Origin of the sequence: Micromonospora sp. NPDC005172, from assembly GCF_040608555.1 — a bacterium.
In the GTDB taxonomy this organism is placed as follows: Bacteria; Actinomycetota; Actinomycetes; order Mycobacteriales; family Micromonosporaceae; genus Micromonospora.
Map to the genome: position 1 here is coordinate 1 of NZ_JBEXIL010000081.1, position 19,443 is coordinate 19,443.

At 67.1% G+C, this 19,443-nt stretch carries 7 protein-coding genes; 1 reads left to right on the forward strand and 6 read right to left on the reverse strand.

The genetic code is table 11. From position 1 onward, the window contains the following. From ABZV06_RS30705 to ABZV06_RS30715, 3 genes are all read right to left on the reverse strand, one after another. A partial coding sequence (locus ABZV06_RS30705; protein ID WP_355625714.1) for a PQQ-dependent sugar dehydrogenase occupies window positions 1-1,648 on the reverse strand: 1,648 nt, incomplete at its 3' end. A gap of 101 nt (window positions 1,649-1,749) precedes the next feature. Next, on the reverse strand, window positions 1,750-3,126 hold the full coding sequence (locus ABZV06_RS30710; protein WP_355625716.1) for a DUF1501 domain-containing protein: 1,377 nt from the start codon (window positions 3,124-3,126) through the stop codon (window positions 1,750-1,752). Then, a complete protein-coding gene (locus tag ABZV06_RS30715; protein ID WP_355625718.1) occupies window positions 3,123-4,940 on the reverse strand; it encodes a DUF1800 domain-containing protein in 1,818 nt (605 codons plus the stop codon). The genes ABZV06_RS30710 and ABZV06_RS30715 overlap by 4 nt, the downstream gene beginning before the upstream one ends. A 679-nt stretch (window positions 4,941-5,619) precedes the next feature. Here ABZV06_RS30715 and abc-f point away from each other — a divergent pair. Next, on the forward strand, window positions 5,620-7,257 hold the full coding sequence (abc-f, locus tag ABZV06_RS30720; protein WP_355247082.1) for a ribosomal protection-like ABC-F family protein: 1,638 nt from the start codon (window positions 5,620-5,622) through the stop codon (window positions 7,255-7,257). Between the two features lie 45 nt (window positions 7,258-7,302). Here the strand turns inward: abc-f and dnaE are convergent, their stop codons facing one another. The 3 genes from dnaE to ABZV06_RS30735 all read right to left on the reverse strand — a co-directional run bounded on the left by dnaE (window position 7,303) and on the right by ABZV06_RS30735 (window position 19,298). Beyond that, window positions 7,303-10,833, reverse strand: a complete 3,531-nt coding sequence (gene dnaE / locus ABZV06_RS30725; protein WP_355625720.1) for a DNA polymerase III subunit alpha — start codon at window positions 10,831-10,833, stop codon at window positions 7,303-7,305. A gap of 786 nt (window positions 10,834-11,619) precedes the next feature. Beyond that, window positions 11,620-18,573: a polymorphic toxin-type HINT domain-containing protein gene (locus ABZV06_RS30730; protein WP_355625722.1), complete on the reverse strand. Its 6,954-nt coding sequence runs from the start codon at window positions 18,571-18,573 to the stop codon at window positions 11,620-11,622. Window positions 18,574-18,791: 218 nt separating this feature from the next. Further along, window positions 18,792-19,298 carry a LamG domain-containing protein gene (locus ABZV06_RS30735; protein ID WP_355625724.1) on the reverse strand — a complete coding sequence of 169 codons (507 nt, stop codon included), beginning with the start codon at window positions 19,296-19,298 and terminating at the stop codon, window positions 18,792-18,794. Between the last annotated feature and the right edge of the window lie 145 nt (window positions 19,299-19,443).

The following is a 19,443-nucleotide window of genomic DNA, read 5'->3' on the forward strand; positions in this document are numbered from 1 at the left end:
CCCACAGGCGGCCCTGCGAGTCGAACGCCAACCCCTGCGGGTTGCGGTGACCGTAACTCCACACGTAGTTACCGAACGGGTTGTCCGACGGCACGCTGCCATCCGGGTTCAACCGCAGCACCTTGCCCTCCAGGGCCGCGCGATCCTGCGCGTACGTGCCGTTCTGCGCATCACCCGTACTGGCGTACAGCTTGCCGTCGGGACCGAACCGCAGCCGGCCACCGTTGTGGAACTTGTTGCGCCGGATCCCGCTGATCAGGATCTGCTCGCTGGAGGTGGTCAACCGACCGTTCTCCAGCTTGATACGCACGATCCGGTTGTCACTCGGCGACGTGTGCATGATGTACAACCACCGGTCACTGGCGAAGCTCGACGAGATCGCCAGACCCAGCAGGCCACCCTCACCATCGGTGCTCTGCACGTTCGGCACCGTGCCCACCGACGTCTTGACACCGGTCGTCGGGTTCAGCTGCACGATGTCCTGCGCGTCCCGGCGGCTGTAGAGAACGCTGCCGTCCGGCAACGTCACCAACCCCCACGGAATGTCGGTGTCGGTGGCCACCTGCCGCACGGTGCAGACCGGGTTGGCGCACGCGGCGCCGGTGGTCACCGTCGTCGTGCCGCTGCGCGACGAGACATTGCCCTGCGCGTCCCGGGCCACCACGTAGTACTGGTACGCCGTGGTCGCCGCGAGTCCACTGTCGATGAAGGTGGTGGCCGGCGGCGTACCGGCGACCGTGCCGACCTTCACGCCAGCGCGGTACACGTCGTACGCGGCGACCCCGACGTTGTCCGTCGACGCGACCCAGCTCAGCGTCACCGTCGTACCCGAGGCGACACCGGTGAGCTGCTGCGGCGCGGTGGGCACCTGGGTGTCCGCCTGGCAGGGCGGTGGGGAGATCGAGACGGTGGAGCTGGCCTGCGACACGTTGCCGGCGGCGTCGCGGGCGTTGACGTACAGCCCCCAGGTCGCCCCGCCGACCACCGTCAGGCTGGTCGACACCGTCGAGCCGCTCACCGACTTGATCAACTGACCGTCGTGGTAGACGTCGTAGAAGGCCACGGCGACGTTGTCCGTCGACGCGTTCCAGGCGAACGTCACCGAGTTGCAGGTCAGGCCGCTCACCCGCGGGCTGCCCGGCGTGCTGGGCGGCTGGGTGTCCGTGCTGCCCAGCGCCGTCGTCCAGCGTTGGTTGGCCTGCCCCGTGCAGGTCAACAGGCTGACGAGCGCGCTGTTGGCCGTACCGGCGGCATCCAGGCACAGACCGGACTGGGTACCGACGATGGTCCCGTCGGTGTTGATCCGCCACCGCTGGTTCGCGCCGCCGGTGCAGCCGTAGATCTGCACCGTGGCCGGTGAGGACGTGTCCTGGGCGACGACGTCCAGGCACATCGTGTCGTCGTAGACCCGCAGCTCACCGGTCGAGGTGAGCGTCCACGCCTGGTTCGCCGAGCCCTTGCAGTCGTAGATGTTGATGCCGGTGCCGGCGGTCTTGAGGTTGCCGACCACGTCCAGGCAACGGCCACTGGCCACGCCGACCACTGTCGACGGTCCGGCCGCCGCTGCCGGTACGGCGACGGCCACGGCGACCAGCGCCGCCGTGACCATTGCCGCCACCAGGCGACGCGGGTTGATCCGAGTGAGCATTCGTATCCGTTCTTCTGTCGAGAGGCATCGACCGGTGCGGTCCGATGCCGTCGTGCCGCCCACGGCCGACTCGACCGCGGGCAGCACGACGAAAGTGGCGGTCAGCCGAAGATGGAGAAGGAGACCGCCGGGTTGTTGGGGAAGACCTTCTTGACCGCCGAGTCCGTGAGGCCGAAGACGCCCTGGGCGACCTTGCCGTAGAGCCCGAACATGTTGTTCGTCGCCGGCACGTCGCCGTTGTCGAGTTCCTTCAGCCCCTTCCACCCGCCGATGACCTTGCCGGCGAGCTTGCGACCGGAGACCACGATCGCGACGCCACCGTGCCCGTGGTCGGTCCCGTCGTTGTTCTGCGCGACCCGGCGACCGAACTCGGTCGTGACGATGACAGTGGTGTTCTGTGCCTTCGTACCCAGGTCGGCGAAGAAGGCGGCCAGTCCCTTGGCGAGGTCGGAGAGCAGGTTGTACAGGTGACCACCGGAGTTGACTCCCTCGGCGGCGTGGGTGTCGTACCCGCCGAAGGCCATGTTGATCACCTCCACCGGGACGTCACCCCGCAGCAGCTGGGCGACGGACTGCAACCCGGTGCCGACCGCACCGGTGTACACCGCTCCGTTGGCCGGCTTGTACGCGGTGGAGGTCAGCTTCTCGGCGGTCCGAATGGCCTGCATCCCGTTGGCGATCACGTCACCGGCCGGGTGGGCGAGCCCGTGGAAGAGCCCTTCGATGGCCTTCAACGTCCGCTCGTGGTAGCGCGCGTCACCTCGTACTCCGAGGGCCTTGAGACTGGCGATGGAGAGGGGGACGTGGTTGCCGACGAGCGTCCGGGACGTCTGCGCCCCGATGTTGACGGCCTGGAACGTGGTGGTCGGGCCGAGGTTGTCCAGCAGACGGTCCAGCCAACCGGTGCCCTTCGTCTCCGAGGGCAGCCCACCCAGACTGCAGATGTCGATGCTCTGGAAGTGGCTGCGCGGCAGCTTGTTGTCCGACACGGCCGGTACGAAGGCCACCCGACCGGCGTCGATCAGCGGCTTCAGCGGCGTGAACGCGCTGTTGAGCACGAACCCCCGTTCGAGGGGGATCGCGGTGCGGTCCAGCAGCAGGTTGGGCCGGACGGCCTTGAGTATCGCGTCGTCGCCCGGCGCGAGGAGCCCCAGACCGTCGCACGCTCCGACGAGGAAGATGTTGATCAGCGTCTTGCCTGATCCGGTCGGCGCCGCGGCGTACGCCGCCTTCGTGACCGCGAACTCGGCGGTCGCCAGGGCGGCTGCCGCCCCGACGGCACCGCCGACCACCGCGCGTCGGGTCACGCCACGACCCTCCTGCTGGGCTTCCTCCACGTCCGACAGTCGGAGGAAGTCGTCGCGGATGGCGGCGTTGTTCGAGGCGGTGGCCTCGTACGCGGCACGCAGCGCCACCTCTGCGGGGTCGGGCAGCTTCGCCTGCCCACGGCCGTTGGGGTACACGTTGCTTCCCATCATCGAAGGAGACTCTGCGGCGAGGCGAGCAGGGCTTTGGCGATGTCGACGAGCGCACCCTGGAAAGCCGTGGCGCTGGCCGGACTGTCGGCACTGACCTCGGCAATGGACAACAGGAGGGCGCGCTGCGCGCTCGTCGGCTTCTGGGCGACCAGTCGTTGCGCCAGGGCGTCGACGCAGGCGCCGGCGGTGGCGGGCTGCGGACTCGGCAACAGGTTGGCCGCGGTGGGGAAACGCAGTGCCGGGCGGCCTCCGCGCAGCACGAAGTCGATCTCGGTCCACGCCGTGGACATCCACGAGATGCCGAGGTAGGCGGTGCCGACATCGGACCAGCCGTCCGGCGTGCCGCGGTGCACGGGCACCTGACCCATGTTGTTCAGCACGGTGCCCATCCCCCGCAGCCCGTCGGCGAACGGCGTCCGCGCGGGGGCGCTCGGCGGTTTGTAGCCGGGAGCCGTCTGCGGCTGCACCCCCAGCTTCCGGTAGATCGAGACGAGGTACTCGCTCGGTCGGTGCATCTTCGCAAACGGTGAGGCCCAGAACTCCACCGAGCTGAACATCGCCCGGACGACGGGGACGATCGCGGTGTCGTTGTCCAGGTAGACCTTGGCCAGCTTGTCGACGAGGGCGTCCGACGGCTTGTCCGACACGAACTTCGTGGCCAGCTCGCGGGCGAAGCTCTTGGCGGCGGCCGGCAGGCGCACGACGTGGTTCACGTAGGCCTTGATCACCTCCAGACCCTTGTCCGCCGATGCGTTCGGGTGACTGAAGCCCATGATCTTGATGGGCCCGGTGTAGTGGTTGTTGGGGCGGAAGGCGAAGGTGTAGTGCCCGGCGTCCGTGACCACCTTTCCACCGATGACCCCCAGGCCGGTCTGCAGCAGGGCTGCCTGCCGGACGTCCTCCTCCGTGTAGCCACCGCCGGCCCCGACGGTGTGCAGTTCGAGGAGTTCCCGAGCCAGGTTCTCGTTGGGCCGGGCCTTCTGCGACTGGGACTGGTTGAGGTAGATGACCAAACCGGCGTGCTGCACCGCGGCGACGAGCATGTCGGCGTACTTGCCGAACGCGTGCTTGCGGATGACGTCCCGCCCGAAGTACGGCGCGCTCACCGACCCGAAGTCGAAGTGCATGGGGACGTTGATCCGGTCCGTGCAGAAGTCGACGACCCGCTCGAACAACTGCCGGTCGGACCAGATCATGCGCGCCGTCGTCGCCCACAGGTACTCGTCGGCGAGGCTGTCCATCACCTTGTTCGTGTGGATCGTCGCGGAAGCCTGGGCCAGGGTGAGATGAATCCCGGGCAGTTCCTTGATCTTCACCTCGGCCGTCGTGTAGGGAATCGAGTCCGGCTTCAACTGCTGGTCGATCCAGGCGTCGATGCCCATGGACTTGATCCGAGCGAGCAGCGCGGGCGTCGCGCCGAACGTGGCCCGGTTCGCGAGGTGCAGGATCGGATCGTTGGGGAAGCCCTCCGGCACCGATGCTTTCGCCTGCGCGGCGGCGGCGGAGGGCCGGGACAGGATGACGTCCGAGGCGCTCGCCTCCGCGGCCTTGCGCAGCTCGGTCGCCGACTCGGCGTCCATGTAGCTCTGCTCGACGGACGTGTTGGCGGAGGTGTTGAGGCTCACCGCCTCGGTCCGTGGCCCCACGTCGCTGGGCGGCGGACCGTCCGCACCGATGAACGGCAGTCGGTCCGAATTGGAGGCGACGACCGCGCCACCGGCCGCGACCGAGGCGAAGCCGACGAGGGAGGCGAAGGACCGGCGACCGAGGCGCGGCGTCGCAGATCGATGTTCGGGGCGATGTTGGGGGGTCATGAAACCTTCCGGAGATGCTCAAACCGTGGGAAAGGTCGCTGATGATCCGCCTTTTCCGGATGGCCGACAACGATGTGGATTGTCGTGCCTCACCTGCGGCGAGCACTGTGACGACGGCCAATGGATTGCCACTGGACGTCCTCTTGATTTCGCGCGGGCCATCGGCGTGCCCAGGGTGATTCCGCCGGGCTCTGGAGGCACGGGAACGGTCCGGGCATCGGGGAGACGAACGACCCTCGGGCGCAGGCCACCGTCGGTGTACCACCCCGCCCACGACCACCGGTGAGGCGGCACACCGAAGGCCACCGACGGTGGTACGCGAGCTGACAAACTTAACGCTCTCCTCAACTTCGCCGGCCGTTCCGCACGGCGCAGCGCGGGTCCGCACCGACGCCGAGGGCGGTGCACGGTTCGGCGCCGGCGGGGCCGTGTGCGGCCACCCGGGAACCCGCTGGCGGGCCGCAGATTCGTTGTTAGACTGGCCCGGTTGGATGAGAGGTACGACCAGGGAGACCAGACATGGCGGGTGACGACGACATCTCCGGGTGAGACCGGACGTGTTCGGCCATCGGTTCGGCGCGCCTGCGCGCGGCCGGCGTGGCCATGTCGTCGTTCCACCGGTCCCGTTCGTCGTCGGGCGGCTCACGCACGCCCAGCCCACCCTCTGAGGTCACCCGCAATGTCTGACGCCTTCGTCGTCTGCTCGAACCTGTCCTTCTCCTGGCCGGACGACACCCCGGTCTTCTCGGAGCTGTCCTTCACCGTCCCCGGCGGTCGCACCGGCCTGGTCGCACCCAACGGCGCCGGCAAGAGCACGCTGCTGCGGTTGATCGCCGGGGAGCTACAACCCACCGGCGGCAGCATCACCGTCGACGGGCTGCTCGGATACCTGCCGCAGACCCTTTCACTGGCCGGTGACCTGGCCGTGGCACAGGTGCTCGGCGTCGCCGAACGGATCGCGGCGCTGCACGCCATCGAGGCCGGCGACGCCGACGAGGCGCACTTCGCCACGATCGGCGACGACTGGGACGTCGAGGAGCGCACCCGGTCCGAGCTGGACCGGCTCGGGCTCGGTGACCTGTCGCTCGACCGGCCGCTGCACACACTCAGCGGCGGTCAGGTGATCTCCCTCGGCCTGGCCGCGCAGCTACTCCGCCGCCCGGACGTGCTGCTGCTCGACGAGCCCACCAACAACCTGGACGTGGCGGCTCGGCACAAGCTCTACGACGTGCTCACCGACTTCACCGGTTGCCTGCTGCTGGTCAGCCATGACCGGGAGCTGCTGGACCGGATGGACCGCATCGCCGAGCTGGAACGCGGCGAGATCAACTGGTACGGGGGCACCTTCACCGCGTACACCGAGGCGGTGCAGGCGGCGCGGGAGGTGGCCGAGAGCAACCTGCGCAACGCCGAGCAGGAGGTCAAGCGGGAGAAGCGGGAGATGCAGCAGGCCCGTGAGCGGGCCGACCGACGGGCCAGCAACGCCTCCAAGAACCTGAAGAACGCCGGTCTGGCCCGGATCGTCGCCGGAGGGCTCAAGCGCAGCGCACAGGAGTCGGCGGGCAAGTCGCAGGAGACCCACTCCGCCCGGCTCGGCTCGGCCAAGGCCCGACTCGACGAGGCCGGTCGCGCGGTCCGCGACGAGGACACGATCACCGTCGACCTGTCCGACACCACGGTCCCGGCCGGACGGACGGTCTTCTCCGGTACGGGGCTGCGGGCCCGCTTCGACGACCGGGATCTGTTCGGTGGCGACGGCGCCGACCTGGTGATCCGGGGCCCGGAGCGGATCGCGCTCACCGGGGCGAACGGCGTCGGCAAGTCGACCCTGCTGCGGCTCGTCAACGGCGACCTCGAACCGGCCGGCGGTGAGATCAAGCGGGCCGACGGGCGGATCGCGTACCTGTCGCAGCGCCTGGACCTGTTGGACCTCGACCGGACGGTGGCGGAGAACTTCGCCGCGTACGCGCCGAGCCTGCCGGATGCCAGGCGGATGAACCTGCTGGCCCGCTTCCTGTTCCGGGGCACCCGGGTCAACCTGCCCGTCGGGGTGCTCTCCGGCGGTGAGCGGCTGCGCGCCACCCTGGCGTGTGTGCTCTGCGCGGAACCGGCACCGCAACTGCTGCTGCTCGACGAGCCGACGAACAACCTGGACCTGGTCAGCGTCGCCCAGTTGGAGAGCGCGCTGAGCGCGTACCAGGGCGCCTTTGTCGTGGTCAGCCACGACGAGCGGTTCCTCGCCGAGATCGGCGTGCAGCGCTGGCTGCGGCTGGCCGACGGCCAGCTCCGCGAGATCGCGGCCCCCGACCGGGGCTGAGCTCGACGGTCCGGCCGGCGCATGCCGGCCGGACCGAGGCCCAGCTCAGCTCACGTTGGCCGGGCCCAGGACGCTCTTCAGGTCACCCATCAGCGCGGTGGTCGCCGCCACCCGGAACGGACCCAGCCGCAGGGTGGTGGTACGCCCGCCGTTGAGGAGCTTGACGTGCACCTCGGTGTCGCCGGGGTGCAGGACCAGGGTTTCCTTGAGGCGTTCCACAAGTGGCGGCGTGCAGCGGTGCACCGGGATGGTGAGGGTGACCGGCTTGTTGGTGGCGCTGGTGCTGACGTCCGGCATGGACATGTCCATCGCCATGATGCGGGGGGTGTCGTCGCGGCGGTCCACCCGGCCCTTGACCACCACGATGGCGTCCTCGGCGATGTACTGGCCGATCACCTCGTAGGTGTTGGGGAAGAACAGCGTCTCCACGCCGCCGGCCAGGTCCTCCAGGGTGGCCGAGGCCCAGGCCCGTCCCTGCTTGGTGACCCGCCGCTGGACCCCGGACAGGATGCCCGCGAGGGTGACGACCGCCCCGTCGGGCACCGCGCCGTCCTCGGCGAGGGAGGCGATGGTGGTGTCGGCCGCCGCGCCCAGGATGTGTTCCAGGCCGAACAGCGGGTGGTCGGAGACGTACAACCCGAGCATCTCGCGCTCGAAGGCCAGCTTGTCGCGCTTCTCCCACTCGCTGTCGCCGATGATCGGCATCACCGTCGTGCTGCCGGTGTCCGCTCCGCCGAAGCCGGCGCCGAACAGGTCGTACTGGCCGACGGCCTCCTTGCGCTTCACGTCGGCGTACGCGTCGATGGCGTCGGCGTGCACCGTGAGCAGGCCCTTGCGCGGATGGTCGAGGGAGTCGAACGCGCCCGCCTTGATCAGCGATTCGATCGTCTTCTTGTTGCAGACCACCGCGTCCACCTTGGACAGGAAGTCGTAGAAGTCGGCGTACTCGCCCTTCTCGTCCCGGCACCGCATGATCGAGGCGACCACGTTCGCGCCGACGTTGCGCACCGCCGCCAGACCGAAGCGGATGTCCTTGCCGACCGGGGTGAACGGCCCGGCCGAGGTGTTCACGTCCGGCGGCAGCACCTGGATGCGCATCCGGCGACACTCGGACAGGTACAGCGCCATCTTGTCCTTGTCGTCACCCACGGACGTGAGCAGTCCGGCCATGTACTCGGCCGGGTAGTGCGCCTTGAGGTACGCCGTCCAGTAGGACACCAGGCCGTACGCGGCGGAGTGCGCCTTGTTGAAGGCGTACCCGGCGAACGGCACCAGCACGTCCCACACGGCCTGGATCGCCTCGTCGGAGTAGCCGCGCTCGCGGCAGCCGTCCCGGAACGGGATGAACTCCTTGTCGAGGATCTCCTTCTTCTTCTTACCCATCGCTCGGCGCAGCAGGTCCGCCTGACCGAGCGTGTAGCCGGCGAGGATCTGCGCGGCGCGCTGCACCTGCTCCTGGTAGACGATCAGGCCGTGCGTCGGTGCCAGGATCTCCCGCAGCGGCTCCTCCAGCTCCGGGTGGATCGGCGTGATCTCCTGGAGGCCGTTCTTGCGCAGCGCGTAGTTGGTGTGCGAGTCGACGCCCATCGGGCCGGGCCGGTACAGCGCCAGGACGGCCGAGATGTCCTCGAAGTTGTCCGGCTTCATCAGCCGCAGCAGCGACCGCATCGGGCCGCCGTCGAGCTGGAACACGCCCAGCGTGTCACCGCGGGCCAGCAGGTCGTACGCCGCCTTGTCGTTCAGCGGCAGGCCCAGCAGGTCGAGTTTGAGGCCGTGGTTCAGCTCTATGTTCTTGACCGCGTCGTCGATGATCGTCAGGTTGCGCAGGCCGAGGAAGTCCATCTTCAACAGCCCGAGCGACTCGCAGGTCGGGTAGTCGAACTGCGTGATGATCGCCCCGTCGGCGTCGCGGCGCGTCAACGGGATGTGCTCGATGATCGGCTCGGCGGACATGATGACGCCTGCGGCGTGCACACCTGTCTGGCGGATCAGCCCCTCGATGCCCTTGGCCGTGTCGATCACCTTGCGCACGTCCGGGTCCGAGTCGTACAGGCCCCGGATCTCGCCGGCCTCGGCATAACGGGGGTGCTTCGGGTCGAAGATGCCGGTGAGCGGGATGTCCTTACCCATCACGGCCGGTGGCATCGCCTTGGTGATCCGGTCGCCGACCGCGTACGGGAAACCCAGCACCCGGGCCGAGTCCTTGATCGCGGCCTTCGCCTTGATCGTGCCGAAGGTCGCGATCTGGGCGACCTTGTCCTCACCCCACTTGTCGGTGACGTACTTGATCACCTCACCGCGCCGACGCTCGTCGAAGTCGATGTCGACATCCGGCATCGAGACCCGCTCGGGGTTGAGGAACCGCTCGAAGATCAGACCGTGCTGGATCGGGTCCAGGTCGGTGATGCCCAGCGCGTACGCCACCAGCGAGCCGGCGGCCGAGCCACGACCCGGACCCACCGCGATGCCCTGGTTCTTGGCCCACTGGATGAAGTCGGCGACCACGAGGAAGTACGACGGGAAGCCCATCTGGTTGATGACGCCCAGCTCGTACTCGGCCTGGACGACGTGCCCCTCCGGGATGCCGTTCGGGTAGCGGCGAGCCAGCCCGACGAAGGTCTCCTTGCGGAACCACGACTCCTCGGTCTCGCCCTCGGGCACCGGGAAGCGCGGCATCAGGTTGTGGAACTCGAACATGCCCTTCGGGTCGACCTTCTCGGCCACCAGCAGGGTGTTGCGGCAGCCCTGCTGCCACAGCTCGGACGAGTCGACAGCGCGCATCTGGTCGGCGCTCTTGACGAAGTAGCCGCCGCCCTCGAAGCGGAACCGGTTCGGGTCGTCGATGTTGCTGCCGGTCTGCACGCACAGCAGCACGTCGTGCGCGGTCGCCTGCGCCTCGTGCGTGTAGTGCGAGTCGTTGGTGACGACCGGCGGGATGTCCAGCTTGCGGGCGATCTCGGTGAGCCCCTCGCGGACCCGGCTCTCGATGGAGAGGCCGTGGTCCATGATCTCCAGGAAGTAGTTGTCCTTGCCGAAGATGTCCTGGTAGCTCGCGGCGACCTTGAGCGCCTCGTCGAACTGCCCCAACCGCAGGCGGGTCTGCACCGCGCCGGACGGGCAGCCGGTGGTCGCCATGATGCCCTCGGCGTGCTCGGCGATCAGCTCCATGTCCATCCGGGGCCACTTGACGTAGTGCCCCTCCATGGACGCGCGCGAGTTGAGGGTGAAGAGGTTCTTGAGCCCCTGCGCGTTCTTGGCCCACATCGTCTTGTGGGTGATCGCGCCGTTACCGGAGATGTCGTCGCTCTTCTGCTCCGGCCGACCCCACTTGACCCGCGCTTTGTGATAGCGCGACTCCGGCGCCACGTACGCCTCGACGCCCAGGATCGGGGTGATCCCGGCGGCCATCGCCTGGTTGTAGAAGTCGTTCGCGCCGTGCATGTTGCCGTGGTCGGTGATCGCCACCGCCGGCATGCCCAGCCGGTTGGCCTCAGCGAACAGGTCCTTCAACCGGGCCGCTCCGTCGAGCATCGAGTACTCGGTGTGCACGTGCAGATGCGCGAACGAATCAGCCATGCGTGGCGCCCCCCGGCGGTGTGGATCTAGGTGGTCGGAGCCGACCGGGACCTACCCTACCGAGGTGATCTCGGCGGCTCCACCGTCCGCGCCGAGGGTGGCCCGCGTCTCTCAGGACGGTCTCACGGCGCGGCCGGCTAGCTTGCTGCATGGCGGCGACGGAGTGGCAACCCCGGGGCCCCATCCGGATGGGGCCTCCGCCTGCGGGCTCCGCGGCCTGAGGCACAACCAGTAAATAGGTTGGCGCATTGGCGACTCTCTGACGGAGCAGCAGGTAGCCGCAACCGTCGGTCACGCCGCGCGCGGGAGCCTTCGAGCATGACACTTGAACCCGAGGCAGGTCGGGCGAGGAGGAGTACGGGGCCCGCCACAAACGCGACGAGCCCCGCATTCTTATAGTCCAGAGCGAAAAACCCCTACCGTCTAGACATTAACTGAATAGCATCGAGTCACTAAAAGCGAGGCTTGGAACCAGAGTTACTCGGAACCCACCAGAAAGCGATTCGGTTGCAAAATCTACGACGGCCTCGCAACAAGAAGGGCTGACTACGAAAGCAAACCGAAAGGCACCTTCCCGGAAGACCTCCAGAAACTTCTTGCCGCCATTACCCCGAAACACAATACGGACATTGCGACCCAGCGCGTCGTAGGTAACCTCTCCGGACCCCGACTCGACTGACCAAGACAGAGTTCTAACAAACTCCTCGCCTTTGCTAACGTTACCGCCGATGACAGCCCGAACATCTTCGAGATCTTGGTCAGACGGAACCTCGAAAGGCATTCCAATCACCCTAACCTCCCTTGAGGTAGTCTGTACCTCGATACGCTTCCAATGGGGATGACCGTAGTGAGCCGCCGAGTGCCGTCGGACATCACCTGCCAGGTCGAATCCAGTCGAACGAATCCACCGGGGCCCGCGAATAGCGATCCACGAATCTCGTAGGAGCCGTAATCGTTGGTGAAAGCGCCGCTCACATTGGAGTGCGAACCGCCCACTTCCTCAAGGTGCTCACGGAGCAGCGCACGACCATTTGAGTCATCCAGAACTCCGATCCGCCGCATCGCGGAACCATTCTGAATAGACCGTTCGATGTTGTGCTGCGGGCCCTGGTTCACATTGCCCATCAAGTATTCAAACTTCGCCTCATCGATCTCTACGTCGCAGTTGTGAACCAGCACCGGAGCATTGCCGGCCAGCACATAGTACGTGTGGACCGAAGCGACGGTGAGGTCACGCATCACCTTGTTGCCGATGAAGTTGACCACCTTGGCGACGGTGACCAGGTCGCCCGACGTGCTCTTGAGCCGCTCCGTCGCCTGGAGGTCTGCGGCGTCGACCCACTTCTGTCGGCTCTCGCTCCAGAACGGGTGGTGCTGGGTCGTCTTGAGGGTGGTGAACTTGCCGTCCTCGGTCCGGACCGACACGTCCGTCAGCGCTTCATCCTGGTTGACGTGCAGCGCCTCGACCGGCTCAGCGGAGGTGACCCCGGTATTCGGGTCGTGCGCCAGGACCTCATCACCCTCCGCCACCTCGGCTATGGGCCGAGTAGACCCGTCAGCCATGACGACCTCGGTCGTCGGGTCGAAGCTGTGGAGTTTGCAGCCGTCCTTCTTGGTGGTCGTCCCAGTGCTGTTCTTGGCGGGCTTGCCCTTGGTGCCCGGATCCGGCTTCTTGCCGGGCGGGGGCGGTGGCTTCGGCGTAGGCGACAGTTCCTTGGCGCGCGCCTCGGCCTTGATCTTGCTCATCTCTTCGGCTTCTTTAGCTGGGTTGATCTTTGGCTCGAAACGACCCTTGGTCGCCCGGCCGATCACCTTCTGCGCTTTGCCGAAGAGCTCCTTCTCCACCTTCTTGCAGATAGCGCGGAGTACTCGACAGACCGGCGGGCCGGGTTCCAGAGTCTCTGCGGCAGCAACGTAGTCCTTCTCATATACGTAGAAGGAAGCGTTCGCTATATCCGCTGCAGTTCCGATCACCGGGACCGCAGCAGTCCAATCCAAAGCCTCGTGAACGACCTCATTGTTGACGAGACCCTCGTCGACGCGGGTGTTGATAGGCTTTTTCCCACCCTCGACGACCGCTTGGCACCCGTAACCGCTGACACCCCAGGGGCAGTGGGACTTCCATTCCGAAGTCTTCGGGGCATCGACTCCGGCATATTCTGCGATGACCCGTCCGCTGGGATCGCTGTACGTGGTCGGGTTGTTCGCGGCGTAGGTGTAGGCCGGCATCTGTTGCGGATTACCGGGGTCGTTGACCGGGTCGACGGAGATGAACCGGCCAACCGTCGGGTCGTACTCGCGCGCTCCCAGGTGCGTGAGACCTGTTGGGTCCTGATAGCCGCCCAGGAAGCCCTGCTTGTTCGGCCAGGAGACCGCCGCTCCGCGTGGCGCCCCATAGGGCGTCTGCCGACGTTGCGTGATCGTCTGGTTGGCGTCCGTTCCGACACTGACTTGCGACGTCCCCTGGTGGTCGCTGGCCAGCCAGGTGATGCCGGTGGTCTTCCGCTGGGCGATCATCTCGCCGTTGAACGAGTAGTAGCGAGTGGCGTCGACCTGACCGGTGCTGGCGTTGCGCCGGATCTCCTGGTCGCCGAGGAAGAGCGTGCTTCCCGTGGCGTCCTTGGCGATCAGGCGGCCGCCACCACTGTCATAGATGTAGGAGTTCGCTCCGGCGCTGTCCGTCACTGATGCCAGATGACCCTCGACGTCCCAGGTCAACGCCTGCTGGCCGGCGGGTCCGGGCCGCGACTTGGTGTTGCCGGCCTCGTCGTACGTGTACGACCCGGTGGTGGTTCCCGTGTTGTCCGTCCTGCTCCAGCCGTCCAGACGGTGCGGCTGGAAAGCCTTCGCGGACGGGTACGAGTAGTCGGTGGTCACCGTGCCGGTCGGAGTGCCCCGATCGGTCTGCGTCAGCCGATTACCGATCCGGCCCTTAGGGTCGTCCGGCGCGCCAAACGACCACTTTTGCCAGTACGGTGCCGGACCACCCAGCTCCGACTCGCTGACAGGAGTGGTGTTGCAGTCCGAGGACGATGGAGTCCACGCCTCGGTCAGTCGCCGCTGGTGGTCATAGGTGAAGCACTGGGTGTCGCGCGGCCGGGCACCGGAGTTGTCGTCGATCTTGAGAAGGTTGCCGCTCTCGTCGTACTCGTAGAAGGTGTTGGCGATGTATGACGGGGACGTCGACCGCAGGATTGCGCTGCTCGCGACTCGTCCGGTGGCATCGTCGTACCGGTCGGTCGTCTGGACGAACTTGGCCCCGGTCAGTTCGGCCGCTCGGGTCAGGGTGCTCAGCTCGTACAGGTTGGTGTATTTCGACTGGATGGCGTAGTAGCTGACGTCGCCGTAGTTGGTCGCCAGCTTGTCGGTCATCGCGTACGTCGAGTCGTACTTGTAGGTGAGGACCTCCTGCTCGAGGCCGCCGGCAGCCGGGAGGGTCACCGTGTTGGGTGAGCCGTCGACGTTGTAGCTGGCCTTCGAGGTGTAGCTGCAGGTGGTGGCCCCGATTCCGCAGAAGCCTGCCTGCGAGGTCGGTAGGACGAGCCTGGTCTGCGTCGGTCGGTACAGCGCGTCCACCGTCACGGTCTCGGTGCGGTACTCGTCCGCGCCGACCCAGCGGGATGACGACTTCAGCAGTCCCTTGGCCGGCGAGTCGTAGACATTCTCGAGACGCTTCTGGCCCGTCAGACTGGTCTCGCGAACCGCATTAGGGCGGCCCAGCCGGTCGTAGGTGTAATACAGATCCGGGGTGTCCGGCCGCGAGTCACCGGTCGACTCCAACTCGCCCAAGCTGTTGTAGCGCAGGGTCGTGGTGCCGGAGTCGGGGTCCGACGACGACGTCAGTCGCCCCTGGATGTCGTAGGTGTAGGACCAGGAGTTGCCGGAGGCGTCCTTCACCGATGCCAGCTGGCCCACCGGGTGGTAGGTGTAGCTGGTTACGTCGTAGGTGCCGGTGGCGGCTCGGCTGTGGTACTGCCACAGCTTCTCCATCCGACCGTGCGGGTCCGTCCACGCAGTAGTCGCGGACTCACCGGCCGACGGCACGACAGTCGTGTGGTCGCCGTGGAAGGTGGTCGAGGTCCGCGCCTTCTCCACCTGCACGCTCGACTCCGACGCCAACAGCAGCGCGTGTGTCGGCCGCCCCGCCCCGTCGAACAACGTCCGATTCTGACTCGGGACGTCCTGGTCAACTCCCGAGTAGAGGGTGGTGCCGGGAGCTCCACTGTTGTAGTAGGCGGCGTTGGCCTTGTAGACCCGGCCCGCCGCGTCGTAGAAGGTGTCGGTCAGGATCCGACCGCCACCGTAGGCGGCCTCCTGCGTCTGTCGCGGCCGGCCGAGCGCGTCTAGCAGCTCGTACCCCGTGTCGTAGGTGCCGTTAGCGTTCAGCGATCGGGAGATGACCGACGAGGGTGCCGTCTTGGAGAGGTTGTACGTGAAGCTGGAGGACGGATCCGACGGGAAGTTCACCCTGTCGCGCCCTGGGATCCATACGGCCGTGGTCCGCCCCATGGCGTCGTAGGCCGCCTCGGTTACCCGGTTGTTGGGGTCGGTGGTCTTGGTCGTCACGCCGAACGCCGGGTCGACCTCAACGGTATCGGTCCACAGCAGCGGGTTGGTCGAAACGACCTTGGTGACCGGGCCACCCGTGGTCGGCGTGTAGGCCGTCGACGTCTTCTCGCCGGCGATGTCGGTGGACTCGACGACGCGGCCGACGGCGTCGTACTTGGCGGCCGATATCTGCTGGTAGCTGCGGACGCCGCCGGCAAAGCCGTTGATCGTCTCGATCGCGGTCACCAGGCCGTCCGTCGGCGCGGCACCAAAGGCGAGCGAGTCGAAGCTGAACCGTGTGTCGGCGGTGATCTGGTTCTCCGCCGTCGGTCCGGTGGCACATGGCCCGGCCCATCCGTGCGTCCGCTTCACCGGCGTCAGCAACCAGTCGCTGGTGTTGCGGGCGTATTCGGTCTGTACGCACCCCTCGTCGCCGGTCGTGGCGTCATCGCCGCCGTCCTGCGTACTCGTCGGCATGCCGTAACCGTCGAAGGTCGTGCTGGTGGTCGATCTCCGCATCCCGCTGTCGGTCTTGCCGCGGCTGCGCACCACCGCGACCCGCGCGTAGCGGGCCTCTGCCGCGGGCGTGCCCGCGCGGGTGGCGGTCGGCGGGTCAGAGCGCCACATGTCGTTGACCGATGCGGCGAGGACCGTCGAACCGAGCCAGTTGATCTGCTCGCGGGGCGTGCCCGAGTAATGGTCGTAGTCGTTGACCGGGCCGCCTTCCAGGCCCTGAACCTGGGTTGTGCGGGTGCCGCCGGCGGCGAGCTTGTCGCCATACATGCCGCGGAAGTAGAGCGTCTCCGACTTGACCCGCTCCGCGCCCTCGCCGACATAGGTGACCACAGTGGGATAGCCGCGCCACTGCGACCACGTCCTGCGGTCGTCAGGGCTGAGCCCATCATCGTCGTCGTAGTGCCATAGCGGCTGATTCTCGTTGTTGACGTACTCGTAGGCGGTCCGCAGCGGACGGGCGCCACCAGTGTGGTCGATCTGTTGGACTTCGGTCACCACGTACTTGTGGAAGTAGTCCGTGATGGGATCGACCTTGCCCGGCGGGATCCATCGAACCGGATAGCAGCGTAGGACGTTGCTGTCGAGCGCGGTCGGCATCGTGCCGCCCTTGGCACACTGCCGCGAGCTGTAGGTCACAAAGATTTCCGCACCGGTCTCCAACCGGATCGAGTTGACCCGCCACCAGTTCATGGCGAGTGCCCAGTCACTACCGGACGCGTCGACCCGGTTCTGCATCTGCATCCCGGAGAAGGTGACCTCCGGGGCCGTTACGGTGCCGCCGTTCAAGCCGCGGTGGGTGATGCCCTCCAACCAGAGGCCCGCACGGGTGCCGTCGCCGGGGTCAGGAAAGCTCTGCCGGAGTGTCCACGAGTCAGCCGGCTGGTAGGACGACGTGGCGGCCTTCCACGCCTTGGTGGTGACCACCGTGGTCCGCTTGGCCGACCAGAAGGTCGGCGCCCCGGACAGGCAGGGATTGGTCGACGCCGTGCACTCCTGGTCCCAGGGGGTATCGGGCCATGTGATGGCATCCTTCGTGCCGCAGTTGGACAGGCACCGGTCTTCATTGGTGAACTCGACCCGGCCCGGGGCGTTCTGCACATACGGACTGGTTGACGAATACTCTGTGCTGTCCCGATTATCGGTGCCGTACTCAATCCGAGTCAGATAGCCAGCCCGGTCGTACACCACCGGCGACGCCATGTTCCGGTTCTTGGCGTAGTAGTTGGTCTCCTTGGCCCACCAGAACGACATGGTGTTGCCGTGCACATCTTGGACGTAGTCCAGGTTCCATCGCCACGCCTGCTTCTTTCCGCCGCAGTCGGACGACGCGAAGGTTGAGGCGTTGCAGGGCTCACCGGAGTTGTTGCCGTAGACGGGGACAGTCAGGACAGAGTTGGTGACCGGACGATCGGAGCTCCAGCCGGGCAGCTGGTGCCGCCCAAACCAGTACTGGGTCCCATCGACGGTGGTAACCTTCCAGTACTCGTTGTCGTTGTCGCCGTTGCTGTAGGCCGGCGACGTTAACAACTCGATCTTTGAGCCGTCCTCCTTGCGGGGGTGCCATTTCCCGTCGCTGCTCTTGAGCAATTCCATCGACGAGCCGCCGAGGGAGAGAACGGCGTTCTCCGGGCCCCAGCAGAGGTCGCCGGTCTCGACGGTGTTGTTGGCGTTCCCGCCCATGTCGTCCGCGCAGGCCTTGTACCGGCGCTCCACGAAGCCCGGGGAGTAGTCGAAACCCTCGCCGATCGCTCCCGGCTGGTTGTTCGTCGCGGCCTGCCGACCATCCACGGACTGCGACGAGTAGGAAAGACCGAGGCTCGGAGACGGACCACCCGGACCTGGTGGAACGCGCATCGGATAGGACCACTGGAAGCTGCCTGTGGAGCCACTGTGCGCCCAGGACGAGGAGGGGGCGAGACTGGAGGCGGAGTAGTTGCCCGCCCCGCTCGAGCTGCCCGCGACGAGGGCGACCATGGTTCCGGTCATCGCCGCGGTCGACCTCACGCCCAGCCGTTTCGCGTCCGTGGCCGACACCGCCGGCATGATCGCCGAGGCCGGCACCGACGCCGACGTCGTCAGGGCGCCCACATCGTTGCGCGACTCCAGTGGCGACGGCTCGCAGCCCTTGGCACCCGGAGTGGTGAGGGCGCACTCCGGCACCTGCACGAGCCTGAGACGGGAGGACCAGTCGGCGCCGTACGCCGAGGCGAATCCGGAGTAGTCCACGCCGACCTCGACCGGTCCCGCCGAAATCTGGCCGTCCGTACGCCCGACGCGCAGCAGTAGACCGCCACGGACGCCGGCGGCCTCGGCTGTCGTCTTCGGTAGGACCTCGACCCGTACCTTGCTCGGGGTGGGCACGGTAGTCCGGGAGCTGGCCGTCGTCACCGGCCGTACCGTCACCGGGAGCGTTCCGGCCCGGACGGCCGCAACCGCTCCGGCGGATCGCGCACCCGTGGCGGCTGTGGGAAGGCTCACCTCGGCGGCACCCGGGGCAGGCCAGGCGGGTGCCGGACGGGTGACCTTGGCGGCGGCCTCCTCCGGCTCGGGGCCGGGCTTGGTGACCTTGACGGGCTGGACGGGCACGGACTCGTAGCGCTGCGCCTCGATTGGCTTGGTCTCGGCGGCCTGTTGGGCCTGCGCGGGGACCTGCCCACCGAGCGTGCTGACGAGCACCGCGAAGAGGCCAGCGGCAACGACTCGCCGTGCCCTCGAATTCGTAGCACCGAACGTCGACCGACGCCGCCAAGGGCGGCTTGGTCGACCGGGTTTGACGGTTCTCATCGTTTCCTCTCGGAGGGGTGACGACACGCCGCCGGGGGTCGTGCGGCGTGGTAAACGAAGAGTCGGTCAGGGTGGGGAGACAAGCGCTCCCCACCCTGACCGACGGGCGGCTACGCCTCCGCGAACAGCGCCGCGATGTCGGCGTCGCCGAGGGCGCCCTGCCAGGCACGGACCCGGTCGATGTCGCCGGGGAAGAAGTCCGCGAGGACCCCGTACCTCGAGCGGCCGACGGTGAAGACTCCATCCGCGCTCCAGGGCGTCGGGGCGCTGACAGTGCCAGAGAGTTGGCCGTTGACGTAGAGGCTCAACTTCTGCGTGTTGACGTCCTGAACGGCGGCCAGGTGCACCCAGGCGTTCGCGATGCAGTCACTGCCGTAGACCGTTCGGGAAGAGCTCGAGGTCGAGTCGATATTGCGGTTCATCAACGACCACTTAGGACGGCCAGAAGGATCGTTCCGGCAGGTCAGGAAGAAGCCGGAGATCTGAGTACCGTCCTGGGCAAAGACCGTACGTGGTCCAATTCCACCGTTCCAGCGGGCCCAGGCCGCCACGGTGTACGACTGGTCGGTGTGCAAGACCGGTGCGTCGGTTGCCGCGTGACCGGACAGCCCGTCCAGGGCGAGGCCGCTGGAAAAGTTGTAGCCCGCATCGGGTGACCAGTCGGCTGAGAGGGCGTTTCACATTGCTGTCAGTCGGGTGTGTCGAAGGTGAGGCGTTGTTGGCGGGTGGCGGGTTCGCCTCGGGCGAGGCGGCGGAGCATGC

Excerpts from the sequence above, each read along its gene's own strand:
- ABZV06_RS30710 (WP_355625716.1), bottom strand. The coding sequence starts at position 3,126 with ATGATGGGAAGCAACGTGTACCCCAACGGCCGTGGGCAGGCGAAGCTG.
- ABZV06_RS30715 (WP_355625718.1), bottom strand. The coding sequence starts at position 4,940 with ATGACCCCCCAACATCGCCCCGAACATCGATCTGCGACGCCGCGCCTC.
- abc-f (WP_355247082.1), top strand. The coding sequence starts at position 5,620 with ATGTCTGACGCCTTCGTCGTCTGCTCGAACCTGTCCTTCTCCTGGCCG.
- dnaE (WP_355625720.1), bottom strand. The coding sequence starts at position 10,833 with ATGGCTGATTCGTTCGCGCATCTGCACGTGCACACCGAGTACTCGATG.